Annotated in this window: 23 protein-coding genes; 15 read left to right on the forward strand and 8 right to left on the reverse strand. The window is 68.1% G+C overall.

Going from position 1 to position 23,400, the window contains the following annotated elements; genetic code table 11:
• Positions 1-18: 18 nt before the first annotated feature.
• The 10 genes from C8N38_RS14050 (at position 19) to recN (ending at position 10,328) form a co-directional block, all read left to right on the forward strand.
• Complete coding sequence (locus C8N38_RS14050) at positions 19-276, forward strand: DUF2484 family protein (protein ID WP_108027796.1); 258 nt, start codon at positions 19-21, stop codon at positions 274-276.
• Complete coding sequence (locus C8N38_RS14055; protein ID WP_108027797.1) at positions 273-557, forward strand: hypothetical protein; 285 nt, start codon at positions 273-275, stop codon at positions 555-557. The genes C8N38_RS14050 and C8N38_RS14055 overlap by 4 nt, the downstream gene beginning before the upstream one ends.
• Positions 554-1,486, forward strand: coding sequence for a UDP-N-acetylmuramate dehydrogenase (murB, locus tag C8N38_RS14060; protein WP_108027798.1), 933 nt, complete (start codon positions 554-556; stop codon positions 1,484-1,486). Before C8N38_RS14055 ends, murB begins: the two co-directional genes overlap by 4 nt.
• A gap of 87 nt (positions 1,487-1,573) precedes the next feature.
• Positions 1,574-2,452 carry a D-alanine--D-alanine ligase gene (locus C8N38_RS14065; protein WP_245895756.1) on the forward strand — a complete coding sequence of 293 codons (879 nt, stop codon included), beginning with the start codon at positions 1,574-1,576 and terminating at the stop codon, positions 2,450-2,452.
• Positions 2,440-3,318 carry a cell division protein FtsQ/DivIB gene (locus C8N38_RS14070; RefSeq protein WP_108027800.1) on the forward strand — a complete coding sequence of 293 codons (879 nt, stop codon included), beginning with the start codon at positions 2,440-2,442 and terminating at the stop codon, positions 3,316-3,318. Before C8N38_RS14065 ends, C8N38_RS14070 begins: the two co-directional genes overlap by 13 nt.
• Entirely contained in the window at positions 3,318-4,652 is a 1,335-nt protein-coding gene (gene ftsA, locus C8N38_RS14075) for a cell division protein FtsA (RefSeq protein WP_108027801.1), read from the forward strand. The genes C8N38_RS14070 and ftsA overlap by 1 nt, the downstream gene beginning before the upstream one ends.
• Positions 4,653-4,828: 176 nt before the next feature.
• Positions 4,829-6,445 carry a cell division protein FtsZ gene (gene ftsZ / locus C8N38_RS14080; protein WP_108027802.1) on the forward strand — a complete coding sequence of 539 codons (1,617 nt, stop codon included), beginning with the start codon at positions 4,829-4,831 and terminating at the stop codon, positions 6,443-6,445.
• A 316-nt stretch (positions 6,446-6,761) separates the two neighbouring features.
• On the forward strand, positions 6,762-7,679 hold the full coding sequence (gene lpxC, locus C8N38_RS14085) for a UDP-3-O-acyl-N-acetylglucosamine deacetylase (RefSeq protein WP_108027803.1): 918 nt from the start codon (positions 6,762-6,764) through the stop codon (positions 7,677-7,679).
• A 128-nt stretch (positions 7,680-7,807) separates the two neighbouring features.
• Entirely contained in the window at positions 7,808-8,653 is an 846-nt protein-coding gene (locus C8N38_RS14090; protein ID WP_108027804.1) for an outer membrane protein assembly factor BamD, read from the forward strand.
• 22 nt (positions 8,654-8,675) lie between these two features.
• Entirely contained in the window at positions 8,676-10,328 is a 1,653-nt protein-coding gene (gene recN / locus C8N38_RS14095; RefSeq protein ID WP_108027805.1) for a DNA repair protein RecN, read from the forward strand.
• A 70-nt stretch (positions 10,329-10,398) separates the two neighbouring features.
• On the opposite strand, the gene mltG is transcribed toward recN, so the two are convergent.
• Together mltG and fabF are read right to left on the reverse strand one after the other, a co-directional pair.
• Positions 10,399-11,553, reverse strand: a complete 1,155-nt coding sequence (mltG, locus tag C8N38_RS14100) for an endolytic transglycosylase MltG (RefSeq protein WP_108027806.1) — start codon at positions 11,551-11,553, stop codon at positions 10,399-10,401.
• Positions 11,553-12,815 (reverse strand): beta-ketoacyl-ACP synthase II, encoded by a 1,263-nt coding sequence (fabF, locus tag C8N38_RS14105; protein ID WP_108027807.1) that lies wholly within the window; start codon positions 12,813-12,815, stop codon positions 11,553-11,555. Before fabF ends, mltG begins: the two co-directional genes overlap by 1 nt.
• 189 nt (positions 12,816-13,004) lie before the next feature.
• On the opposite strand from fabF, the gene C8N38_RS14110 reads away from it, so the two are divergent.
• Positions 13,005-14,270 (forward strand): PilZ domain-containing protein, encoded by a 1,266-nt coding sequence (locus C8N38_RS14110; protein ID WP_146176280.1) that lies wholly within the window; start codon positions 13,005-13,007, stop codon positions 14,268-14,270.
• A gap of 886 nt (positions 14,271-15,156) precedes the next feature.
• Here C8N38_RS14110 and C8N38_RS14115 read toward each other — a convergent pair.
• From C8N38_RS14115 to C8N38_RS14135, 5 genes are all read right to left on the reverse strand, one after another.
• Positions 15,157-15,390, reverse strand: coding sequence for an acyl carrier protein (locus C8N38_RS14115; RefSeq protein WP_075786557.1), 234 nt, complete (start codon positions 15,388-15,390; stop codon positions 15,157-15,159).
• A 182-nt stretch (positions 15,391-15,572) separates the two neighbouring features.
• Positions 15,573-16,310: a 3-oxoacyl-[acyl-carrier-protein] reductase gene (gene fabG, locus C8N38_RS14120; protein ID WP_108027809.1), complete on the reverse strand. Its 738-nt coding sequence runs from the start codon at positions 16,308-16,310 to the stop codon at positions 15,573-15,575.
• 30 nt (positions 16,311-16,340) lie between these two features.
• Entirely contained in the window at positions 16,341-17,285 is a 945-nt protein-coding gene (gene fabD / locus C8N38_RS14125; RefSeq protein WP_108027810.1) for an ACP S-malonyltransferase, read from the reverse strand.
• Positions 17,286-17,380: 95 nt separating this feature from the next.
• Positions 17,381-18,268 carry a glycosyltransferase family 92 protein gene (locus C8N38_RS14130; RefSeq protein ID WP_108027811.1) on the reverse strand — a complete coding sequence of 296 codons (888 nt, stop codon included), beginning with the start codon at positions 18,266-18,268 and terminating at the stop codon, positions 17,381-17,383.
• 79 nt (positions 18,269-18,347) lie between these two features.
• Positions 18,348-18,932: a YceI family protein gene (locus C8N38_RS14135; RefSeq protein WP_108027812.1), complete on the reverse strand. Its 585-nt coding sequence runs from the start codon at positions 18,930-18,932 to the stop codon at positions 18,348-18,350.
• A gap of 329 nt (positions 18,933-19,261) precedes the next feature.
• Here C8N38_RS14135 and rpsF point away from each other — a divergent pair, with 329 nt between their 5' ends.
• The 4 genes from rpsF (at position 19,262) to C8N38_RS14155 (ending at position 21,741) form a co-directional block, all read left to right on the forward strand.
• Positions 19,262-19,615 carry a 30S ribosomal protein S6 gene (gene rpsF, locus C8N38_RS14140; RefSeq protein WP_075786562.1) on the forward strand — a complete coding sequence of 118 codons (354 nt, stop codon included), beginning with the start codon at positions 19,262-19,264 and terminating at the stop codon, positions 19,613-19,615.
• A 29-nt stretch (positions 19,616-19,644) separates the two neighbouring features.
• Positions 19,645-19,872, forward strand: a complete 228-nt coding sequence (gene rpsR / locus C8N38_RS14145) for a 30S ribosomal protein S18 (RefSeq protein WP_005608650.1) — start codon at positions 19,645-19,647, stop codon at positions 19,870-19,872.
• Positions 19,873-19,883: 11 nt separating this feature from the next.
• The gene (gene rplI, locus C8N38_RS14150; protein WP_108027813.1) at positions 19,884-20,471 is read left to right on the forward strand and encodes a 50S ribosomal protein L9; all 588 of its coding nucleotides are present in this window, start codon (positions 19,884-19,886) and stop codon (positions 20,469-20,471) included.
• A 184-nt stretch (positions 20,472-20,655) separates the two neighbouring features.
• Positions 20,656-21,741 carry a heme-binding protein gene (locus C8N38_RS14155; RefSeq protein WP_215731154.1) on the forward strand — a complete coding sequence of 362 codons (1,086 nt, stop codon included), beginning with the start codon at positions 20,656-20,658 and terminating at the stop codon, positions 21,739-21,741.
• A 90-nt stretch (positions 21,742-21,831) separates the two neighbouring features.
• Here C8N38_RS14155 and tig read toward each other — a convergent pair whose 3' ends face one another.
• Entirely contained in the window at positions 21,832-23,163 is a 1,332-nt protein-coding gene (gene tig, locus C8N38_RS14160; RefSeq protein ID WP_108027827.1) for a trigger factor, read from the reverse strand.
• Positions 23,164-23,400 lie beyond the last annotated feature (237 nt).

Raw genomic sequence — 23,400 nt, forward strand, 5'->3', positions numbered from 1 at the left:
GGTCCGAAAGGCCCCGAAATGACCCTCTCGCTGATTCTCGCCTGTCTCTGGGTGCTGGTCGCGACCGCGGTCGGCCTTTTGCCCGAAAAGCTCCACTGGCCAGGCGCCTATGCCCTGATCGCCACCGGCATCCCGCTGGTGGGCTTCGTGACCTACCAGAGCGGCCCGGTCTGGGGCCTCATCGCCCTGGCGGCGGGGGTGTCCATCTTGCGCTGGCCGCTGATCTATCTGGGCCGCAGCCTGACCAAGCGCAGGCGCAGCCATACCGGCGAATGACCGGGCCGACGCTCCTTCTGGCCTATGCCAGTTGGGCCGTCGGTCCCGTCGTGGCCTATGCAGCACTCGGCCACGGGCTCAAGCGCAGCGCCATCGGGTTCACCGTGCTCTTCGGCCTTTACACCACCGCCGTCTGGCTGATCTGGGGCGGCTTGCAGCTTCAGAAGGCCGACGGCGGCGGCGGTCTCGCCCCCATCGCGGTGCTGGCGCCCTGGGGGGGCGTTGCGGTGCTGTCAGCGCTGTTATATGCGCTCGGCGCATGGATCGGAGACGGCGAATGACCCCAATGCCCGCGACCCGCGGCACGCTCACCCCCGGCCGGAGCCTGGCCGACCTGACTTGGCTGCGCGTCGGCGGCCCGGCCGACTGGCTGTTCCAGCCCGCCGATATCGAGGATCTGGCCGCCTTCCTTGCCGCCCTGCCGCCCGAGATCCCGGTCTTTCCGATGGGCGTTGGCTCGAACCTGATCGTGCGCGACGGCGGGCTAAGGGGGGTCGTGATCCGGCTCGGCCGCGGCTTCAACGCGATCTCGGTCGCGGGTGGGCAGGTGACGGCCGGGGCTGCGGCGCTCGATTCCTTCGTGGCGCGTCAGGCGGCGGCGGCGGGGGTCGACCTGAGCTTCCTGCGCACCATTCCGGGCGCCATCGGCGGCGCGGTGCGGATGAATGCGGGCTGCTATGGGCGCTATCTCGCAGATGTCTTCGTCTCGGCCCGCGCGGTCACGCGCCAGGGCGAGATCGTGACGCTGACGGCCGAAGACCTGAACTTCCGCTACCGGCAGACCGACCTGCCCGAGGGCTGGGTCATCGCCGAAGCCGTGCTGGCCGGGCCCCCGGGCGATCCCGAGGCGCTGGCGGCGCGAATGGCGGACCAGCTGGCGCGCCGCGACGCCTCGCAGCCCACCAAAGAGCGAACCGCCGGATCGACCTTCCGCAACCCGGTTGGCCACAGCTCGACCGGTGCGGCAGATGACACCCACGAGCTGAAAGCCTGGAGCCTGATCGATGCTGCGGGCTTAAGGGGGCTTCGCAAGGGCGGCGCGCAAATATCTGAAAAGCATTCGAATTTCCTGATCAACACTGGCGGCGCAACGGCGGCGGATCTGGAAGGGCTTGGCGAGGACGTCCGAAAAAGGGTTTTTCAATCCTCGGGAATACAGCTAGAATGGGAGGTACTGAGGGTCGGCGAACCGGCCCCGGTCGAACCATAAGCGCGCGGAGCGAAAAGGCCCGCGCAACACGAGGCAGCACCAGTGGCGGGCGAGTCGAGCAGGACAGCCCCCCGTGTGGCGGTATTGATGGGTGGCCCCTCGTCGGAACGCGAGGTGTCGCTGTCGTCCGGGCGCGAATGCGCCATCGCCCTGCGAGGGGAAGGCTTCGACGTGATCGAGGTGGATGCCGGGCAGGACCTGCCCGAGCAGCTGCGCGTGGTCGCGCCCGATGTCGTCTTCAATGCATTGCATGGCCGCTGGGGCGAGGATGGCTGCGTCCAGGGCCTGCTGGAATGGCTGCGCCTTCCCTATACCCATTCGGGCGTGCTGGCCTCGGCCCTGGCGATGGACAAGCAGCGGTCGAAAGAGGCCTATCGCTCCGCCGGGCTGCCGGTGGTCGAAAGCCGTCTGGCCTGCAAGGCCGAGGTCTCGGCGCGCCATGTCATCGCGCCCCCCTATGTGGTCAAGCCCAACAACGAGGGCTCGTCGGTCGGCATCCATATCGTCCATGAGGCCGCCAACACCCCGCCCCAGCTTGGCGCCGAGATGCCCGAGATCGTCATGGTCGAAACCTATGCGCCGGGCCGCGAGCTGACGACCACGGTGATGGGCGACCGGGCGCTGACCGTGACCGACATCCTGACAGACGGCTGGTATGACTATCACGCCAAATACGCGCAGGGCGGCTCGCGCCATGTGGTGCCCGCCGATCTGCCCGGCGAGATCTTCGAGGCCTGCCTCGACTTCGCGCTGCGCGCCCATGACGCGCTGGGCTGCCGGGGCGTCAGCCGGACCGATTTCCGCTGGGACGACAGCCGCGGGCTCGACGGGCTGATCCTGCTGGAAACCAATACCCAACCCGGGATGACCCCCACCTCGCTGGCGCCCGAACAGGCCGCGCAGTGCGGGATTTCCTTCGGCCAGCTCTGCCGCTGGCTGGTGGAGGACGCCTCATGCGACCGCTGAGCCCGCCCTCGTTCCGCGATCCCGCGCCGTCGCGCTGGGCCTATCGCGCCCAGCGGCTGTGGCTGACGCCCTTCGTCCGCAAGGCGGTGCTGAAGGGGCTGCCGCTGGTGGTGCTGGCCGCGATCCCGGCGATCTGGCTGGCCGATGCCGACCGCCGCGCCGCCATCGGCGACAGCCTTGCCGAGTTCCGCCGGGACATCGAGACCCGGCCCGAATTCATGGTCAAGCTTCTGGTCATCGAGGGCGCCTCGGCGCCGATCGACCGCGAGATCCGCGCCACCGTGCCGCTGAACCTGCCCGCCTCGTCCTTCGATCTGGACCTCGAGGCGATGCGGCAGGCGGTCACCGCGCTCGATGCCGTGAAATCGGCCGAGCTGCGGATCCGGTCCGGCGGCGTGCTGGAAATGAAGATCCAGCAGCGCGAGGCGGCGCTTGTCTGGCGCAGCCGCGACGGGCTGAGCCTGCTCGATGCCGAAGGCCGCCGCGTTGCCGCGCTCGACAGCCGCGAATCCCGCGCCGACCTGCCCCTGATCGCGGGCGATGGTGCCGAAACGGCCGCGCCCGAGGCGATGGCGCTGTTCGCCGCCGCCGCACCGATCTCCGAACGGGTGCGCGGGCTCGTGCGCATGGGCGAACGCCGCTGGGACGTGGTTCTGGACCGCGACCAGCGCATCCTTCTGCCCGAAACCGGCGCGGTCGCGGCGCTGGAACGGGTGATCGCGCTTGAGGACGTGTCGGGCATGCTGGCGCGCGACATCGTCGCGGTCGACCTGCGCAACCCGTCGCGGCCGACGCTGAGGCTGGCACCGGCCGCCATCGAAGACTTCCGGAAAATCCAGACAACACAGGCAGGAGCGGTGAATTGATGACGGACCTCTATCACTCGCAGCGGGCGATGCGGCGGATGCGCAAGCTGGCGATGGACCGGGGCGTGATCGCCATCCTCGACGTGGGCAGCTCGAAAGTCGCCTGTCTGGTGCTGCGCTTCGACGGCATCGCGCCGCGCGGCGGGGTCGAGCAGATGGGCGCGCTGGCCGGGCAGTCGCGGTTCCGGGTGATCGGTGCCGCCACAACCCGCTCGCGCGGGATCCGCTTTGGCGAGATCCACGGCATGAACGAGGCCGAACGCGCGATCCGCACGGCGCTGCAGGCAGCCCAGAAGATGGCGCAGGTGCGCGTCGATCAGGTGATCGCCTGCTTCTCGGGCGGCGAGCCTCGCTCCTACGGTCTCGACGGTCAGGTCACGGTGCTGGACGATGCGGTCGCCGAACAGGACGTCGCCCGGGTCTTGGCTGCCTGCGACATGCCCGAGATCGGCGCGAACCGCGAGGTGCTGCATGCCCAGCCGGTGAATTTCGCGCTCGACCACCGTTCGGGCCTTGTCGATCCGCGCGGTCAGGTCGGCCACCGGCTGGCCTGCGACATGCATATGCTGACGGTCGATGGCGGCGCGGTGCAGAACCTCGTCCATTGCATCAAGCGCTGCGATCTGGAACCGGCGGGGCTGGCCTCGTCGGCCTATGCCGCAGGCATCTCGGCGCTGGTCGAGGACGAACAGGAACTGGGTGCGGCCTGCATCGACCTGGGCGGCGGCGCGACCGGGATCTCGATCTTCATCAAGAAGCACATGATCTATGCCGACAGCGTGCGGATGGGCGGCGAACATGTGACCTCGGACATTTCGAAGGGGCTGCATGTGCCGCTGTCGACCGCCGAGCGGATCAAGACGCTTTATGGCGGCGTGGTCGCGACCGGCATGGACGACCGCGAGATGATCGATCTGGGCGGCGACAGCGGCGATTACGAGACCGACAGCCGCTCGGTCAGCCGGGCCGAGCTGATCGGGATCATGCGCCCCCGGGTCGAGGAGATCCTCGAAGAGGTGCGCGCGCGTCTCGACGCCGCGGGCTTCGAGCATCTGCCGAGCCAGCGGATCGTCTTGACCGGGGGCGGCAGCCAGATCCCGGGACTTGACGGACTGGCCGCGCGAATCCTCGGCAACCAGGTCCGGCTCGGCCGGCCGCTTCGGGTGCACGGGCTGCCGCAATCGGCGACCGGCCCCGGATTCGCGGCGCTGGTGGGCTTGTGCCTTTTCGCCGCGCAGCCGCAGGACGAATGGTGGGATTTCGAGATGCCGATGGATCGGTATCCGGCCCGATCGCTGAAAAGGGCCGTCAGATGGTTCAAGGAAAACTGGTGAACGCAAGATATCGGGTGATCGGCAAAATCTCGCGGACAGCTGTCAAGCCGCATATGGATTTTGTGGTATTAAAGCGTTTTTTCCGTGACGATCACGCACTAGTTGCGTAGGATAAGACTAGATTTTGCGTAGAACGGCCCCCGGGCCACAAAGAAAACAGCAGGCGGACCAAACCTATGGCACTAAACCTCACCATGCCTGAGCAGGAAGAGCTCAAGCCGCGGATCACGGTGTTCGGCGTCGGTGGCGCCGGGGGCAACGCCGTCAACAACATGATCGAGAAGCGTCTGGAAGGCGTCGAGTTCGTGGTGGCGAACACCGATGCCCAGGCGCTTCAGCAATCGAATGCGCAGGCCCGGATCCAGATGGGCGTGAAGGTGACCGAGGGTCTCGGCGCCGGGGCCCGTCCGACGGTGGGCGCGGCTGCGGCCGAGGAATCGATCGAGCAGATCGTCGATCATCTGGCGGGCGCGCATATGTGCTTCATCACCGCCGGGATGGGCGGCGGCACCGGCACCGGGGCTGCTCCGATCATCGCCCAGGCGGCGCGCGAGCTGGGGGTTCTGACCGTCGGCGTGGTGACCAAGCCCTTCCAGTTCGAGGGCTCCAAGCGGATGCGTCAGGCCGAGGACGGCGTCGAGAACCTGCAAAAGGTCGTCGACACGCTGATCATCATCCCCAACCAGAACCTGTTCCGGCTGGCCAACGAGAAGACCACCTTCACCGAGGCCTTCTCGATGGCCGATGACGTGCTTTATCAGGGCGTGAAGGGCGTGACCGACCTGATGGTCCGTCCGGGCCTGATCAACCTCGACTTCGCCGACGTGCGCGCGGTGATGGACGAGATGGGCAAGGCGATGATGGGCACCGGCGAGGCCGATGGCGAGGATCGCGCGATCCAGGCCGCCGAGGCGGCGATCGCCAACCCGCTGCTGGACGAAATCAGCCTCAACGGCGCCAAGGGCGTGCTGATCAACATCACCGGCGGCTACGACCTGACGCTGTTCGAACTGGACGAGGCCGCGAACCGCATCCGCGACGTGGTCGATCCCGATGCCAACATCATCGTCGGCTCGACCCTCGATCCGGACATGGACGGGCGGATGCGCGTGTCGGTCGTGGCGACCGGCATCGACGCCGCCGCGCGGACCGAGGACATTCCGCTGCCGCGCCGCCCGATGCGCGAGCCGCTGCGCCGCGCCGAGGTGCAGGACGCCCCGGCCGCCGCCCAGCCCGCACATGTGCAGGCCCCGGCCCAGCGTCCCGCCGCCGTTGCCGCCGTGCGCGAGCCGGTGGTTCAGGAGCCGGTCGAGGAACCCTCGCTCTTCTCGAGCTTCGATCCGGCCAATGCCGGGCCGAACGCCGAGGATCTGGTCGAGACGGCCCGCGGCGGCGCCGATCTGCCCCCGCCCGCCTACCAGCCGGCCGAGGAGCCCGAAGCCGAAAGCTTCGTCGCGCCGCGTCCGCGGTCTCCGGGCGAGCCGACCCCCGAGACGCTGGCCCGCCTGCGCGCGGCCGTCGCCAAGACCCCGGCCCGCCAGCCGGTTCAGGCGACGATGACGGCCGGGCAGCCGGACGATCAGCGGGGTGACAAGGGCCGGTTCGGCATCGGGTCGCTCATCAACCGGATGTCGGGCCATGCGCCGGAGCAACCCGAGCGGAGCCCCCACACCTACCGCCAGCAGCCGCCGCTTTATAGCCGCGGGCCGGCGGCCTATCAGGAAGAAGAGGATCTGGACCCCGATCAGGAACGGATCGAGATCCCGGCCTTCCTGCGGCGTCAGGCCAACTGACCGCCGCCCGCCCGGGGGGCGCCATGGGCGCAGCTCGGCAGATTGCGAGACAGGGGCCGGTTCGCCGGCCCCGTTTTCGTTTCGCCCCCTCGCGTGTTCGTGCGGAAGTGACGCTACGTCGGATTGAGGCACGCCATCAGGGGTGCAGAATTTTCCATTTCATTTCAAGTCCCTGCAAGGCAGGCGAGTTCTCGCCGACCAGGCCGGGCCGTTGTTTCAGACCGTTGCAATGTTTGAATTGAGCAGACCGGGGCGGGCCTCTACATCCAAGATGCCGGGACGTGCGAAGCCCGGATCAACCGAGAGCAGGTCCGAAATGCAGACGACGCTGAAATCCCCGATCACCTTCACGGGCACCGGCCTTCACACCGGGCGTCCGGTGCGCCTGACGATCCATCCTGCCTCTGCCGAATACGGATTGTGGTTCCGCCGCACCGATATCGACGGGCCCGATGCGCTGATCCCGGCGCGCTGGGATGCGGTCGAGCCGTCGCGGCTGTGCACCAAGCTGGCCAATGGGCGGGCCTCGGTGATGACGGTCGAACACCTGATGGCGGCGCTTGCCGGCTGCGGCGTGCATAACGCGCTGATCGAGATCGACGGCCCCGAAGTGCCGGTGATGGACGGATCCTCCGCGCCCTTCGTGCAGGGCATCCTGTCGCGCGGCCTGCGCCGCCTCGCGGCCCCTGTCCGCGTGCTGCGCATCCTCGAACATGTCGAAGTCGCCGAGGGCGACGCCCGCGCCAGCCTCGGCCCGGCCGAGACGTTCGAGATCGACTTCGAGATCACCTTCGCCGATACCGCCATCGGCCATCAGGCCCGGCGGCTGAACATGGCCAACGGCGCCTTCGTGCGCGAGCTGTGCGACAGCCGCACCTTCTGCCGCAACGCCGATGTCGAGGCGATGCGTGCGGCCGGTCTGGCGCTGGGCGGCACCTTCGACAATGCCGTCGTGTTCGATGGCGACAAGGTCCTGAGCCCCGGCGGGCTGCGTCACCGCGACGAACCCGTGCGCCACAAGATGCTGGATGCGCTGGGCGATCTGGCGCTCGCCGGCGCCCCGATCCTGGGGCGTTATCGCGGCGAACGCGCTGGGCATGCGCTGACCAACCGTCTGCTGCGCGCGCTTTTTTCGCAGCCCGGGGCGTTCCGGCTGGAAACCTGTTCGCCCGACCAGGGCGCGGTCCTGCCCGGCTTCGGCGTCAATTCCGCCGATCTGAAGGCCGTTGCCTGAGCGCTGCAGTTTCCGCGCCAAAGGCGTTTTGCACCGGATTTTTCTGTGCTAGGACAGCCCCAAGGCCCGGAAGGAGTGCGCATCAAGCACCGGTCGCGGGCAGCGTTTGAGGACGGGGTAACGGGCAGATGGCGACAGGCAGCAGGCGCATCGGAGCGGTAGCGGCAATCTTGGTGCTTTCGCTCACGGCGGCCTGCGACCCGATCGGGTCGCGCAAGCCGCCGCCGCTCGAATCCTACGATGCGCCCACCATCTTCCAGATGGCCGAGACCAAGCTGGAGAAGGATCGCGACCTCGAGGAGGCCGCGCGCCTTTATGGCGAGGTCGAACGGCTTTATCCCTATTCGGAATGGGCTAAGCGCGCTCTCATCATGCAGGCCTATACCTATCATCAGGCCAAGGATTACGAGAACGCCCGCGCCTCGGCGCAGCGCTATATCGACTTCTATCCGGCCGACGAGGATGCGGCCTATGCCCAGTATCTGCTGGCGCTGAGCTATTATGACCAGATCGACCTCGTGGGCCGCGACCAGGGCCTGACCTTCCAGGCGCTGCAGGCGCTTCGGACCGTGATCGAGCGCTATCCGGACAGCGAATATGCCCAGTCCGCGATCCTCAAGTTCGACCTCGCCTTCAACCATCTGGCGGCGAAAGAGATGGAAGTCGGCCGGTTCTATCTGAAAAGAAAGAACTATGCGGCGGCGGTCAACCGGTTCCGGGTCGTGGTCGAGGACTTCCAGACCACCACCCACACCGCCGAGGCGCTGTACCGGCTGATCGAGGCCTATCTGGCGCTGGGGCTCGACAGCGAAGCGCAGACGGCCGGCGCGATCCTCGGTCACAACTTCCAGAGCACCGACTGGTACGCGGACGGCTACAAGCTGCTGCAGGCCAAGGGTCTGGAACCCGAGGCCAAGGGCGACGGCTGGCTCAGCACGATCTACCGGCAGATGATCAAGGGCGAGTGGCTCTGATCCGAGCGCGGGACCTGGGGTGATGCTGCGCAGTCTCGACATCCGGGACATGCTGATCATCGACCGGCTGGAGCTTGCGTTCCGGCCGGGGCTGAACGTGCTGACCGGCGAGACCGGCGCTGGCAAGTCGATCCTTCTCGATTCCCTGGGCTTCGTTCTGGGCTGGCGCGGCCGCGCCGATCTGGTGCGCACCGGCGCCGCCCAGGGCGAGGTCGTGGCAGTGTTCGAGCTGCCCGCCGGACACCCGGCCCGCGCGGTTCTGGCCGAGGTCGGGCTCGAGGCCGGGGACGAGCTGATCCTGCGCCGGGTCAACAGCGCCGAAGGCCGCAAGACCGCCTGGGTCAACGACCGACGGGTCTCGGGCGAGGTTCTGCGGGCACTGTCGGACACGCTTGTGGAATTGCACGGCCAGCAGGATGACCGCGGGCTTCTCAATCCGCGCGGCCACCGTCAGCTGCTGGATGCCTTCGGCGGACTCGACGCCCAGCTTGACGCCGTGCGGGCCGCCTGGCGCGCCCGCTCCCGTGCCGACCGCGCGGTCGCCGAGGCCGAAGCGCGGCTAGCCGCGCTCCGCGCCGAAGAGGATTTCCTGCGCCACGCGGTCGCCGAGATGACCGCTTTGGCGCCCGAGCCCGGCGAAGAGGCCGAACTCGACGCCCGCCGCCGGACCATGCAGGCGGCCGAGCGCATCCGCGAGGATATCGCCCGCGCCCATGCCGCCCTCGGCACCGGCGAGGGCGCCGAGGGGCGGATGGGCGACGCGCTGCGCTGGCTCGAGGGGGCGGCGGACCGGGCCGAAGGACGGCTCGAGGCGCCGCTGGCCGCGCTCTCGCGCGCGCTGATCGAGCTTGGCGAGGCGGTGCAGGGGGTGGAGGACTGCCTCGAGGCGCTCGAGTTCGATCCGGGCGCGCTGGAAACGACGGAAGAGCGGCTTTTCGCGATCCGGGCGCTGGCGCGCAAGCATGGCGTTCTGCCCGACGATCTGGGCCGTCTGGCCGAGGACCTTCAGACCCGGTTGACGGCGCTCGATGCCGGCGAGGGCGATCTGGCCGGGCTGCGACGGGCCGCAGAAACCGCGCGGGCGGCCTTTGACGCGGCGGCGGCGGCGCTGAGCGAGGCCCGCCGCGCGGCGGCGGTGCGGCTCGACGCGGCGATGGCGGGCGAGCTTGCGCCGCTCAAAATGGAACGGGCCATCTTTTCGACCGGGATCGCCGAGGCCGAGCCCGGCCCGGAGGGTCGCGATGCGGTGGCCTTCACCGTGGCGACCAATCCGGGCGCCCCTGCGGGACCGCTGAACCGGATCGCGTCCGGGGGCGAGCTGTCCCGGTTCCTGCTGGCGCTGAAGGTCTGCCTCGTGCGGGGGGCAAGCCCGCTGACGCTTATCTTCGACGAGATCGACCGCGGTGTCGGCGGGGCCACGGCCGATGCGGTTGGCCGGAGGCTGGCAGCCCTGGCGGGCTCGGCCCAGGTGCTGGTCGTGACCCATTCGCCCCAGGTCGCCGCGCAAGGCGATCATCACTGGCGTGTGGAAAAGCGTGTCGAGGGGAACGTGACGCTGTCGACCGTGACGCCCCTCGATGCCGCGGCGCGGGTCGATGAAATCGCCCGGATGATGTCGGGCGACACCGTGACCGATGCGGCGCGGGCCGCGGCGCGGGCGCTTTTGTCCTCTTGAGAGTCAAAGGCCCGGGCCAGGCGCGATTTTTCTGCGAAAAATCGGGGCCAGGGCGCGCGGGCGCGTGCGGTCAGTTACCGCCCTGCCCGGCCTCGATCTTGCGCCAGCGCGCGACGTTGCGATTATGCTCGTCGAGGGTCTGGGCGAAGGCATGGCCGCCCGTCCCGTCGGCCACGAAATAGAGATAGTCCGTGGTTTCCGGGTTCAGAGTGGCCTCGATCGAGGCGCGGCCCGGATTGGCGATGGGCGTCGGCGGCAGGCCGTCGATCAGATAGGTATTGTAAGGTGTCTGCCGCGCCAGTTCGCTTTGCCGGATGCCGCGGCCGAGCGGGGCCTTGCCGTCCGTCAGCCCGTAGATCACGGTCGGATCGGTCTGCAGCCGGATGCCCCGTTCCAGCCGGTTCACGAAGACACTCGCGACCCGGCGGCGCTCGTCCGGCACGCCGGTCTCCTTCTCGACGATCGAGGCCAGAACCAGCGCCTCTTCCTTGCTGGCCAGCGGCAGCCCCTCGGCGCGCGTCTCCCAGAGCCGGTCCAGAAGCGCGCTTTGCCGCTCCGCCATCTCGACCAGAAGGGTCCCCCGGTCCATCCCGGGCGTCACCTCGTAGCTGTCCGGGGCAAGGCTGCCCTCTGCCGGAAGCTCGGCAATCTCGCCCTTGAGAAACGCCGCCTGTTTCAGTTCCTCGACCACCTGCCAGCTGGTCACGCCCTCGGCCAGCGTCACCCGGTAGCGCAGATCGGGTTCGGCCATCAGCGCGTCATAGCCCTCGGGCACCTCGCCCGCCCGGGGGTCGAAGGCCAGCACCTCCTCATAGCGCCCGGTCGCCGGATCAAGCGTCCGGACCTGCAGCTCGGCGCTGGCGATGCCGATCCGGAAATTGACATCCGTGCCGCAGGTCGAGCGGCCCGCGCGGGTCACCAGATCGACGATCTCTTCCATCGAGGACTGGGCCGGCAGCAGGAAGCTGCCGGCCTTCAATTCGGCATCCTTGCCCGCATAGCGCGCCCCGAGCCGGAAGATCAGCGGATGGCTGACGGCCCCCTCGCCGCCCAGATCGCGCGACACCCCGGCCATGGTCGAGCCCGGCTCGACCCGCAGGCAGATCGCGGTCTCAAGCGGTCCCGGCGCGGCATATTTCTGCTTGGCCCAGATCACCAGGCCGCCCGCCAGCAGCAGCACCACGATGAACAGCGTCAGCGCGTTCGAGGCGACAGCCTTCCACATCAGCGGTCCCCGCGGCCCATCACGAGCGACGCATTCGTGCCGCCGAAGCCGAAGGAATTCGACAGCGCGACGCCGATCTCGCGCCGGACCGCCGCCTTGGGCGCAAGGTCGATCCGCGCCCCCTCGGGCGGCGTGTCGAGGTTCAGCGTGGGCGGCGCCACCTGGTCGCGCAGCGCGAGGATGCAGAAGATCGCCTCGACCGCGCCCGCGGCCCCCAGCAGGTGGCCGATCGAGGATTTGGTCGAGGACATGGTGGTGGCCCCTGCCGTCTCGCCCAGCAGCCGCTCGACAGCGCCCAGCTCGATGGTGTCGGCCATGGTCGAGGTGCCATGGGCGTTGATGTAGTCGATATCGGCCGGGTTCAGCCCTGCGCGTTTCAGAGCCGCCTGCATCGAGCGGAAGCCGCCATCGCCATCCTCCGCCGGCGCGGTGATGTGATAGGCATCGCCCGACAGCCCGTAGCCCAGCACCTCGGCATAGATCTTCGCGCCGCGCGCCTTCGCGTGTTCCATCTCCTCGAGGATCACCACGCCAGCGCCCTCGCCCATCACGAAGCCGTCGCGCTCGGCGTCCCAGGGCCGCGAGGCGGTCTCGGGCGCATCGGCGCGCTTGGTCGACAGCGCCTTGCAGGCGTTGAAGCCCGCGATGCCGATCTCGGAAATCGGGCTTTCGGTGCCGCCCGCGACCATCACGTCGGCATCCCCCCACTGGATCAGACGCGCAGCGTCGCCGATGGCATGCGCCCCGGTCGAGCAGGCGGTCACCACCGCGTGGTTCGGCCCCTTGAAACCGAAGCGGATCGAGACCTGACCCGAAGCGAGGTTGATCAGCGCCGAGGGAATGAAGAAGGGCGACACCCGGCGCGGCCCCTTTTCCTGAATCAGCACGGCCGTATCGGCGATGGCGTTGAGCCCGCCGATGCCCGAGCCGATCATCACGCCCGTGCGCTCGCGCTCGGCGTCGGTCTCGGGCGCCCAGCCGGAATCGGCCACCGCCTGGGTCGCCGCGGCCATCGCATAAAGGATGAAATCGTCGACCTTCCGACGCTCTTTCGGCTCCATCCATTCATCGGGGTTGAAGGTGCCGTTCGAGCCGTCGCCGAACGGGATCTCGGCGGCATAGGTCGTGACCACGCGGCTTGCATCGAAGCGAGTGATCGGGCCGATGCCCGACTGTCCCGCCAGCAGGCGCTTCCAGGTTTCCTCAACCCCACAGGCCAGCGGGGACACCATCCCCAGCCCGGTGACAACCACACGACGCATATGCCTCTCCTCGCTCTTGGCCCCGGCCCAGGCCCATTCCGGCGATCTGATACAGCGGTTTGGGCGTAATGGGCAAGGGAGCGGCTGTCCCAGCGGCGTTTTCGGCAAGCCACCGCGGCGATGGCAAACATTCGTCAACGGATTGCCGCAATACTTCGCTCTGCTCGCCGACAAAGGATGACACGCGCCATGGGACCCGGTCGCGCCATGTCTGTCTTGCCGCTCATCGCGCTGACCGCGCTTTTCCTGCTGACCGGGGGTCTGACCGGCGGCAGCGCGCTGCGCGCGGCGCCGCCCTGCCCGATGCATGACTGGCTGGTCTGGATCTATGTCGAAGGCGAAACCCTCGGCCGCGACGGAGCCGGGCTGATCCGGCTGGATCACGCGCTGAAGCTGTCCGGGGCGGTCAAAAGCGCCGATACCGAACGCCTGTCGCGCCTGATGGGCAAGGTCGGTCTGGACGACGGGTTGCCGGTGGTCGCCGATTATGTCGGGCTGGTGGGTCAGCGGCTGAGCTTCGCGCCTCCCGAACCGGACACCCAGGAGGTGGCGCAGCGCATGCAGGGCTATCTGCAGGACCTGCGGTGCGGGGCCGATCCCGGCTGGCGGGCCGATCTGACCCTGCCCGAGACCGGCCCGCCCGGGACCGAAGCCCGGCCGGTGCAAGCGGCCGGCGTGCTGTCCGAAGGCGCGGAGGGCGCACCCGATGCCGAGGACGCCCCGTCCGCGGCGCATGCCGTGGCGGCCACGCCAGAGCATTCTGCGCAGGGGGCCGAGCCCGCGACGCCACCCGAGACGTCTCCTGACAACGAACTGGAGGCTCCGTCCGCCTCCCGTGGCGGTGCCGCCACCAGCACCGAGGCCCTGAAAGCCAAGCCCGGCTTCTCCGAAGACGCCATCAGCGACGGTCAGGTCGGCACTCGTCTGCCGTCGATGCTGAAACAGCCCGCGGCCGCCGGGCCGTTGCGCTGGTTCCTGATGGGCGGCGTCGGGCTCGCCATTCTGGCCGCGATAGCCGGAACGGTGCTGGTGCTGCGCGCCCGGCTTCGACGCAAGGCACCGCGCACGGCCTGCCACATGAACGCGGTGCTGCGCCTGCCCGACAGCCGTTGCCCGACCGTTGCCGTCGACATCAGCCCGAACGGTGCCAAGCTCAATCTCACGACCGAACCCGAACCCGGCTTGCGGGGCACGCTGGAACTCAGCGGTGTCGAGGTGCCTTGCCGCATCGCCTGGTCGACTCATTTCTTCGTCGGGCTGGTCTTTCTGCGCACTCTTGAGAAGGCCGAGTTCGAAACCCTGTTGCACTGGCACCGCTGGGACAATGCCATTGAAACCGACAAGCCGGGTCAGGCAAAGACCCCGACGCGCGCCGAAGCGCCGGCCAGATCGCCTGGCGGTGCCCCGGCCGCCGCGACGGGTTCCGCCGGGGGCGGCCGTCCGCTCAAGGCATAGGCATCTCGGCCGCCTTCCTTGCCGCCGACAAAGCATCGACCGGCCACCCGCTGGTCCGCCGGAAGAACCATCGTCAGGATTGGCGCTCCGGGGATTTGGGCCGGGCCAGGGCCAGGCGTCGCACTCCGAAGGGAGGGCCCCACTCCGGCCGCTCAGCCGTACCGTCACGCGCGCCCCGAAGGCGCCGAACGGGACGTTCTCTGTCAGCCGAGTTCCCTGCGGAGACCGTCCCGGAGGTCCTGGGGTGGCCTGTCCTGGCTCTGCCGCCGACCAACGACCCACCCTGTCCGGCAAAGGCGCCGTGACGGACGGTCTTCGCGAAGAGCGCCCGGCGTCGCATGGCGGCCGCCGCGCTTTCGCTTGGGCAGAGACGGGTCGGGCCTGCCGGAAGCCATCCCGGCACCGGCCCAACGGCCCGGCCCCGTCACTGCCGAGCCTGCCCACCGGCCTTCCGGGGGCGACCCGATCCAGGCTCGCGACCGGACAGCCCCCTTACTCGGTCCGATCCGTTCGATCGGAAGGGCCGTCGCCGAAAGTCCGGATTCGGTCTGGGGGACGTCGTTCCGGCCCTCGAGCCGCCTCACGCGCCTGTGGCCGGACGGGCCTTGCAGGGAGACCGCCAAACCGGCCAGACCACCGCCCCGGCTTTGACGGACGTGCAACCGCGAGGTCGGCGGATGCCGCATGCCAGGACGAGATTGCGAAGAAACCTTCCCCCGGGGCGGCCGCCCGGCCGCAGAGGTCACGCCGGACGGAGGCCCCGGATCTGCCCCGGCGAAATGCCGCGCCCGGGCATACAGGGGCGGACAGATCGCGGTCTGTCTCACATGAAAAAGGCGGCGCCCCGGGGGCACCGCCTTCTGATCCGTCAGAGGATCGGAGCCGCTCAGGCGGCGTCCTGGATGAACTTCACCGCGTCGCCGAAGGTCTGGATGGTTTCGGCCGCGTCGTCCGGGATCTCGATCCCGAATTCTTCCTCGAAGGCCATGACCAGTTCCACGGTGTCAAGGCTGTCCGCGCCCAGATCGTCGATGAACGAGGCGTTCTCGGTCACCTTGTCTTCCTCGACGCCCAGATGCTCGACGACGATCTTTTTCACGCGGTCCGCGATGTCGCTCATTTCCATTCCTCACATTTGCTCAGGCAGCGAGCCCGTCTTGATGCTGTTGGCCAGGAGAGGCCCTTTTCCCCGCGCGGGCGCGGGAGATGCAACGCGCGGGGTGCCCCCCGGCAAAAACTGCGCCGCCTATAACACATCGTTTACACGACGCAAACGCTTTCGCGTCGCAGGCGGCGGCGGGGTCAGACCATCACCATCCCGCCATTCACATGAACTGTCGCGCCGGTGACATAGCCCGCCTCGGGGCTGGCCAGATAGACCACGGCGGCGGCAATCTCTTCGGGGGTGCCCATGCGTCCCATCGGCACCGCGCCGAGGATTCCCGACTTCTGCTCGTCGGTCAGCTTGTCGGTCATCGCGGTCTCGATGAAGCCGGGCGCCACGCAGTTGACCGTGACCCCGCGCGAGGCCAGCTCGTGCGCCAGCGACTTCGACAGGCCCACAAGACCGGCCTTGGCCGCGCAGTAGTTCGCCTGCCCCGGATTGCCGGTGGTGCCGACGACCGAGGTGATGTTGACGATCCGGCCCCAGCGCGCCTTCATCATGCCGCGCATCGCGCCCCGGCACAGCCGCATCGCCGCCGTCAGGTTGACGTCCAGCACCGACTGCCAGTCCTCGTCCTTGAGCCGCATGAACAGCATGTCGCGGGTGATGCCGGCATTGTTCACAAGGATGTCGAGCCCGCCCATGGCCTCGGCGGCGGCCTTCGGCAACGCCTCGACGGCCTCGGGGTCCGAGAGGTTGCAGGGCAGCACATGGGCGCGCTCGCCGAGATCGGCCGCCAGCTCGGCCAGCGGTGCCTCGCGGGTGCCCGACAGGCCAACGGTCGCGCCCTGGGCATGCAGCGCGCGCGCGATGGCGCCGCCGATGCCGCCCGAGGCGCCGGTCACCAGCGCGGTCTTTCCGGTCAGATCGAACATGTGGTCTTTCCTCCGTTCAGGCCGCGGCGTTCAAGCCGCCGCGTTCATGCTGTCGACGGCCGCGGTCACCTCTTCGGGCGAGCCGACCTGCCGGGTCGCGACCTCGCGCGCGATGCGCTTGACCATGCCCGACAGCGCCTTGCCCGCGCCGATTTCCCAGATGTCCGTGACGCCCTGCCCGGCCATCCAGGCGACGGATTCGCGCCAGCGGACGGCGCCGGTCACCTGCTCGACCAGCAGCGCCCGGATCATCGCCGGATCGGTCTCGCCGCAGGCGCGCACATTGGCCACGACCGGCACCAGCGGGGTCTCGATCTCGACATCGTCCAGCGCCTCGGCCATGGCGGTCGCCGCCGGCGCCATCAGCGCGCAGTGGAAGGGCGCCGAGACCGGCAGCATCACCGCACGCTTGGCGCCGCGCGCCTTGGCCAGCTCGACCGCACGCTCGACCGCCGCCGCATGGCCCGAAATCACCACCTGGGCCGGGTCGTTGTCATTGGCGGCCTGCACCACCTGCCCCGCCGCCGCCTCGGCCGCGATCTCGCGCACCGCAGCCAGATCGAGCCCCAGCAGCGCCGCCATCGCGCCCTCGCCGACCGGCACCGCCGCCTGCATCGCCTCGCCGCGCAGCCGCAGAAGCCGCGCGGTATCCGCGAGGCTGATCGCGCCCGCCGCGCACAGCGCCGAATATTCGCCCAGCGAATGGCCCGCCACGAAGGACGCGGCCGTCACCGACACGCCCTCGGCACCAAGCGCCGCCATCGCCGCCATCGAGGTCGCCATCAACGCCGGTTGCGCATTGCGGGTCAGCGTCAACTCGGCCTGATCGCCCTGCCAGATCAGCGCCGAGAGGCTTTCGCCCAGTGCCTCGTCGACCTCTTCGAACACGGCCCGGGCCTGCGGATAGGCGTCGGCCAGGGCCTTGCCCATGCCGATCGTCTGCGCCCCCTGGCCCGGAAATACGAATGCACGCATCGAATGCCCCTTGCCCTCACTTGTCTGGGCGTCGATCTAACGGCTTGGACCGGGCTTGCCAAGCGCGCGCGGACCGCGAGGGCGCCTCGCGCCGATCAGCCGCGGCGGGCAAGGAAGTCGGGGCCGCACAGATCCTCGACCTCGCGGGCCTCGATATTGGCGACGTTGCGCCGGACCCGGGCGGCGTGGCGGCGGGCCTCGACCGACTGGTTCGAGCCGCGCGCGATCTTGGCCGCCAGTTCCTGTTCCGAACGCGTATAGTAGTGATTGAGCTGCAGGTGATCGGCCGAATAGAAGGCCGGATCGGCGCGGCCCTTGTGGTCGGTCTGCTCGCCCCGGTCGTTCCAGGTGACGGCTTTCCCGCCGATCCAGACGCTGTGCACCTTGAGCGCGGTCACGCGCGTCGCATCGACCACCGTCTTGAAATTGGTCACCCCGCGCGCCCCGCTGAGGGGGTCGGCCGCGCGGCGGGTATAGTTCGCGACAATCCCGCCCTCGGGCGGAGCGTCATGGCCATTGCGGCCGAAATTGTGCCAGGGCAGCGTCACCGAGGGGATGTCGCCCAGATGGGCGAGCGCGGCGTCGAGGCTGTCGGCTTGTTTCGGCACCAGAAACTCGTCGGCATCGATGCAGGCCATCCAGCGATGGGCGCCCCCGAAATTGCGCAAGGCATGGGCATAGGCCAGCACCTGATTGTGGATCTCGCGCCCCGACCGTCCGTCGAACAGCTTCTGGTCCCAGGGCAGCAGGGTCAGCCGGTCGCCCAGAGCGGCGGCCAGTTCGGCGGCGGTGCCGTCGGTAGAGCCGTTGTCATAGGCGTAGACATGGGCGGCCCCGGCGGCGCGGTGGAAGCGTGCCCATTCGCCGATATGGCGCGCCTCGTTCCGCACGATCAGCACGATGGCCAGCCCTGCGCGGCCGGGCCGGGCCGCGGGTGGCGCGAAGGACAGTTTGGTGATCGGCCGCTTGAAGAACCCGCGCATGCTCGCTCCGGACAGACTGGACCGGCGCGACACTAGCGGGACGGCGGCCGGGATGCCAGCCGCCGCCCCGCCTGCCGGATCAGTTCGCGGCCTTGCCCGCCTCGATCGAGATATGGACCTCGACCTCGTCGCTGACCGCGGGCACGTATTCGCCCATGTCGAAGTCAGACCGTTTCAGCGTCGTGGTGGCGGCAAAGCCCAGCCAGTCGCGGTTTTCCATTGGATGGGTGCCGTGCCGGGTCAGCGTCGCGTCCAGCACCACCGGTTTGGTGATCCCGTTCAGGGTCAGATCGCCGGTGATCTTCGCGGTGTCGTCGCCGGTGACCTCGATATCGGTCGAGGTGAAGGTCACCAGATCGTTGTTCGCCGCGTCGAAGAAAGCGTCGGACATGAAATGCTCGAACCGCGCGTCCCAGCCGGTGAAAAGCACCTCGGTCGGGATCGAGACCGACACGCTGGAGGCCGCCGGGTCCTCGGCATCGAAGGCGATCTTGCCCTGCCAGCCCGAAAACAGGTTCCAGGTGGTCGAGAAGCCGAGATGTTCATAGGAAAACAGCACCTGGCTGTGGCCGGGATCGAGATCGTAGTCGACCGCGGCTGCGGAAGCCGGCAGCGCAGTCAGGGCGACGAGGGCGGCGGCAGCCGCGGCGTGGATCGGGTTCATGGACAACTCCTGTTCGTGGGTCGGATCCTTGGGTCGCACCGCCCGGGGGCGGTCCGCTGTGACAGAGGTCGTCTTGCCCGCCACTCTGCGCAACTGCACAGAGACCCACAGACTCTGTTCGGCTCCGAACAGAAGTCATGGGCGCGAAACCCTGGCCCCGGCGCCCGACGCAGCCAGGCCCGCGCCCGGGTTGCATCGGGTGGCAATCCCTGTATAAGGCGCAGGTCCTTCCGACCGAACGGTATCCGGTGCGGCCTCTCGTGGGCGGGACGGAAGGTGTCGCAAGACCTCGCCCTTTGAAGTGCACCTGCAACAGAACTGGAGTATGCATGCCGCTTTACGAGCATGTCTTCATCGCGCGCCAGGACCTGTCCAACGCGCAGGCCGAAGGCCTTGTCGAACACTTCTCCACCGTCCTCGCGGATAACGGCGGCAAGGTCGTCGAAAGCGAGTACTGGGGCGTCAAGACGATGGCCTACAAGATCAACAAGAACCGCAAGGGCCATTACGCCTATCTGCGCACCGACGCCCCGGCGCCGGCGGTGCAGGAGATGGAACGCCTGATGCGGCTGCACGAGGACGTCATGCGGGTTCTGACCGTCAAGGTCGATGCCCATGAGGAAGGCCCCTCGGTGCAGATGCAGAAACGCGAAGAACGCGGCGACCGCCGCGAGCGTCGTTGACCTTCCGCCTGAGCAAAGGAGCCTAAATCATGGCCGCAAAACCGTTTTTCCGCCGTCGCAAGGTCTGCCCCTTCTCGGGCGAGAACGCGCCGAAGATCGACTACAAGGACACCCGTCTGCTGCAGCGCTACATCTCCGAGCGCGGCAAGATCGTGCCCTCGCGCATCACCGCCGTCTCGGCCAAGAAGCAGCGTGAACTGGCCCGCGCCATCAAGCGCGCCCGCTTCCTCGCCCTGCTGCCCTACGCCGTGAAGTAAGGAGCGACCCCATGCAAGTGATCCTTCTGGAACGCGTGGCCAAGCTTGGCCAGATGGGCGAGGTCGTCAACGTCAAGGACGGCTATGCCCGCAATTTCCTGCTGCCGCAGGGCAAGGCGCTGCGCGCCAACGCGACCAACATCGCCCGCTTCGAGGCCGACAAGGCCCAGCTCGAGGCGCGCAACCTCGAGACCAAGAAAGAAGCCGAAGCGCTGGCCGGGAAACTGGACGGTCAGCAATTCGTCGTGATTCGCTCGGCCTCGGACGGCGGCGCGCTTTACGGCTCGGTCACGCCCCGCGACATCGCCGATGCCGCGACCGAGGCAGGCTTCTCGGTCGACCGCAAGCAGGTCGTGCTGGCCGGTCCGATCAAGGAACTGGGCCTGCACACGGTCCATGTGCTGCTGCACCCCGAGGTCGATGTGACCGTGGCGGTCAACGTGGCCCGCTCGGCCGAAGAGGCCGAACTGCAGGCGTCGGGCAAGTCGATCCAGGAACTGGCCGCCGAGGAAGAAGCCGCGGCCGAGTTCGAGATCCAGGAACTGTTCGACGATATCGGGTCGGCCGCGTCCGACGACGAGGAGGACGAGCAGGCCTGATCGCCCGCGACACCTGTTGCACGCCTTTGAAACGCGCCGTCCCTTCGGGGGCGGCGCTTTTCGTTTGCGGGCCTGGCGGCGGACCGCAAGACAGACCGTGCCGGGCCCGATGATGCTGCTTTGACGCGGATTCGGATAGAATGGCTTCGTTTTTCGTATTTTCATTTCGCGGAGGAAGAAAATGTTGACCGAAAGTTCCATTGAAGACATCCGAGAGACCGGCCGCGTCATCACGCCGGCCGCCGAGGCCGACAAGACCAAGCTCGGTCCGCTGAAGGACCTTCCCGGCCGCTGGAGCAACGACGCCCTGCCCGGCCGCGGCTGGAACATCATCGCCCTGCCCTTCTTCGAAGGCCCGTTCAAGTACCGCCTGCTGATGAACCAGTATAACGAGGACCTGACCTTCGAGATCGCCGATACCGGGGTGCCGAACCGCGGCATCGAGACCGCCGCCGCCGGGATCAGCGGCGACCAGTTCGTCGTCGCGCTGGACTATCAGCAGGTGACGACCCAGATCGCCGCCGCCGACTTTCCCGAAAGCGGGCTGAAGGCCCGGAACGAGACGCCGATCCATCACGAGCCGGGCCTGTTCCTGCACATGACCAACAAGGCCAGGTCGGACGAGGCGCTGGGCACCTTCGACGTCGCGCGGCTGGGCACCATCCCGCACGGGGATTCCGTGCTGGCGCTGGGCACTGTCAAAAAGAGCCTCGGCATCCCGCCGATGAGCGGCCTGCCGGTCGGCTCCCGTCTGGGTCACACCGTGCTGGACGAAGTGCTGAAGCCGGTCGACGAGGCCAACCGCAACGACTATGTCGCGCCCTACCGCCATTTTCACCACGCCCCGTTCAAGGGCACGCTGGCGGGCCTTCCGGACTTCCCGGGTTTCGAGCCGGTCGATACCACACGGCTGCTGCGCGAGGCGATTGCGGGCGAGACCGTGCTGGAAACCACCGTGCTCGATTTCGACACCACCATCGAAAGCGGCGGCATCCTGAACATTCCCTTCGTGGTCGACGAGGCCAATGCCACCTCGATGCGCTCGATCTTCTGGATCCACAAGGTCAAGGGCAACAGCCCCGACAAGCCGCGCATGCTGCTGCAATATGCGCAATTCGTGTTCCTGGACTTCTTCCCGCGCGGCGACGGCTCGCCGGGGCTGATCCGCTGGCCGCACATTTCGATCAACACCATGGAAAAGGTCGAGGACGACCCGAAGCCCATGTACGCCATGGTCCGCGACGGCAAGTTCGACAGCAACGTCGCCTGATCGCCCCACGGCCGGGCGCGCAAGAAAAAGGCCGCCCCGAGGGGCGGCCTGTCCTGTCCCTGGCCTCCGGAGTTCCCGGAGCCGCGGGTTTTATTCTTCTTCGAGCTTCTCGACAGCGGCCTGCAGCTCGTCCTTGCTGACCGGCTTTTCGGTCACGTCAGCCAGTTCGAAGACATAGTCGACGACCTTGTCCTCGAAGAGCGGCGCCCGGATCTGCTGCTGCAGCGCCTGGTTCTGGCGGACATATTCGAAGAACTGACGTTCCTGACCGGGGAACTGGCGCGCCTGGGCCAGAACCGCCTGGGTCATCTCGTTGTCCGACACCGACACCTCGGCCTTGCGGCCGATCTCGGCCAGAAGCAGGCCCAGACGCACGCGGCGTTCGGCGAGCTTCAGATGCTCTTCGGTCGGCTCGATGGCGCCATGGTCATGGCCGTGATCGTCGGGATGCTCTTCGTGATACAGCTGGTGGGCGATCTGCCCGGCCTCGGCCTCGAGCAGGCTCGGGGGCACCTCGAAGCTCACCGCCTCGTCCAGCGCGTCCAGCAGGGCGCGTTTCATCACGGCGCGGGCGGCACCGCTGAATTCGGCCTTCAGACGCTCGGCCACCTGGCCTTTCAGCGCCTCCAGATCCTCGGCGCCGAACTGCTTGGCCAGATCGTCGTCGATCTCGGCCGATTTCGGCGCCTTGACCGCCTTGACGGTGACGTCGAAGGTGGCTTCCTTGCCCTTGAGGTTCTCGGCCCCGTAGTTTTCCGGGAAGGTGACGGTGACGGTCACCTCATCCTCGGCCTTGGCGCCGACCAGCTGATCCTCGAAACCGGGGATGAAGCTGTCCGAGCCCAGAACCAGCGGATAATCCTCGGCCGAGCCGCCCTCGAAGGGCTCGTCGCCCAGCTTGCCGACGAAGTCGATGATGACCTGATCGCCTTCCTTGGCCTTCGAGCCCTTGCGGCGGTCGGTATAGGTCTGGGCGGTGGCGGCCAGCTTTTCCAGAGCCTCGGTGATCTCGGCATCGGCCGGTTCCACCACCAGCTTTTCAAGCTTGATCGCCTTGAGGTCGGTTTCCGGGATCTCGGGCAGCGCCTCGTAGGTCATCTCGACGGTGACGTCATCGCCGGGCTTCCAGTCCTCGCTGGTCATCTTGACCTGGGGCTGCATCGCCGGGCGGTCGCCGGTTTCCTCGAAATGGCTGCTCATGGCGCCGTCGATGGTTTCCTGCATGGACTCGCCCATCAGACGCTCGCCGAACTGCTTTTTCAGCAGCGGCATCGGGACCTTGCCCTTGCGGAAGCCCTTCATCTCGATCTGGGGCTGGGCCTCGGCGAGCTTCTCGTTGACCTTCGCCTCCAGTTCGGCGGCGGTCACGGTGATCGTGTAGCCGCGCTTCAGGCCGTCTTTCAGGGTCTCGGTGACCTGCATCTGCGTATCGTCCTTCTCATCCATTCGGGGCGGGACCGGCGGGGAGATCCCCCAAGGCCAGGCGGCGCCAGCCCCAACATTCGACGCCGGTCGTTCGGAAACAACCATATGATTTCTTCGTTTCCGGGGCACGGGTCCGGGTACAGGGGTACGCCGGTCGGTTACACCGGGAAACGCTTCCGGCGCCTTCTACGCGAGCCCGCCCCGTGGGGCAAGGGGCTCGACGGCCCGAAAGGC

It is taken from the genome of Rhodovulum kholense, from assembly GCF_003053725.1.
Lineage (GTDB): Bacteria > Pseudomonadota > Alphaproteobacteria > Rhodobacterales > Rhodobacteraceae > Rhodovulum > Rhodovulum kholense.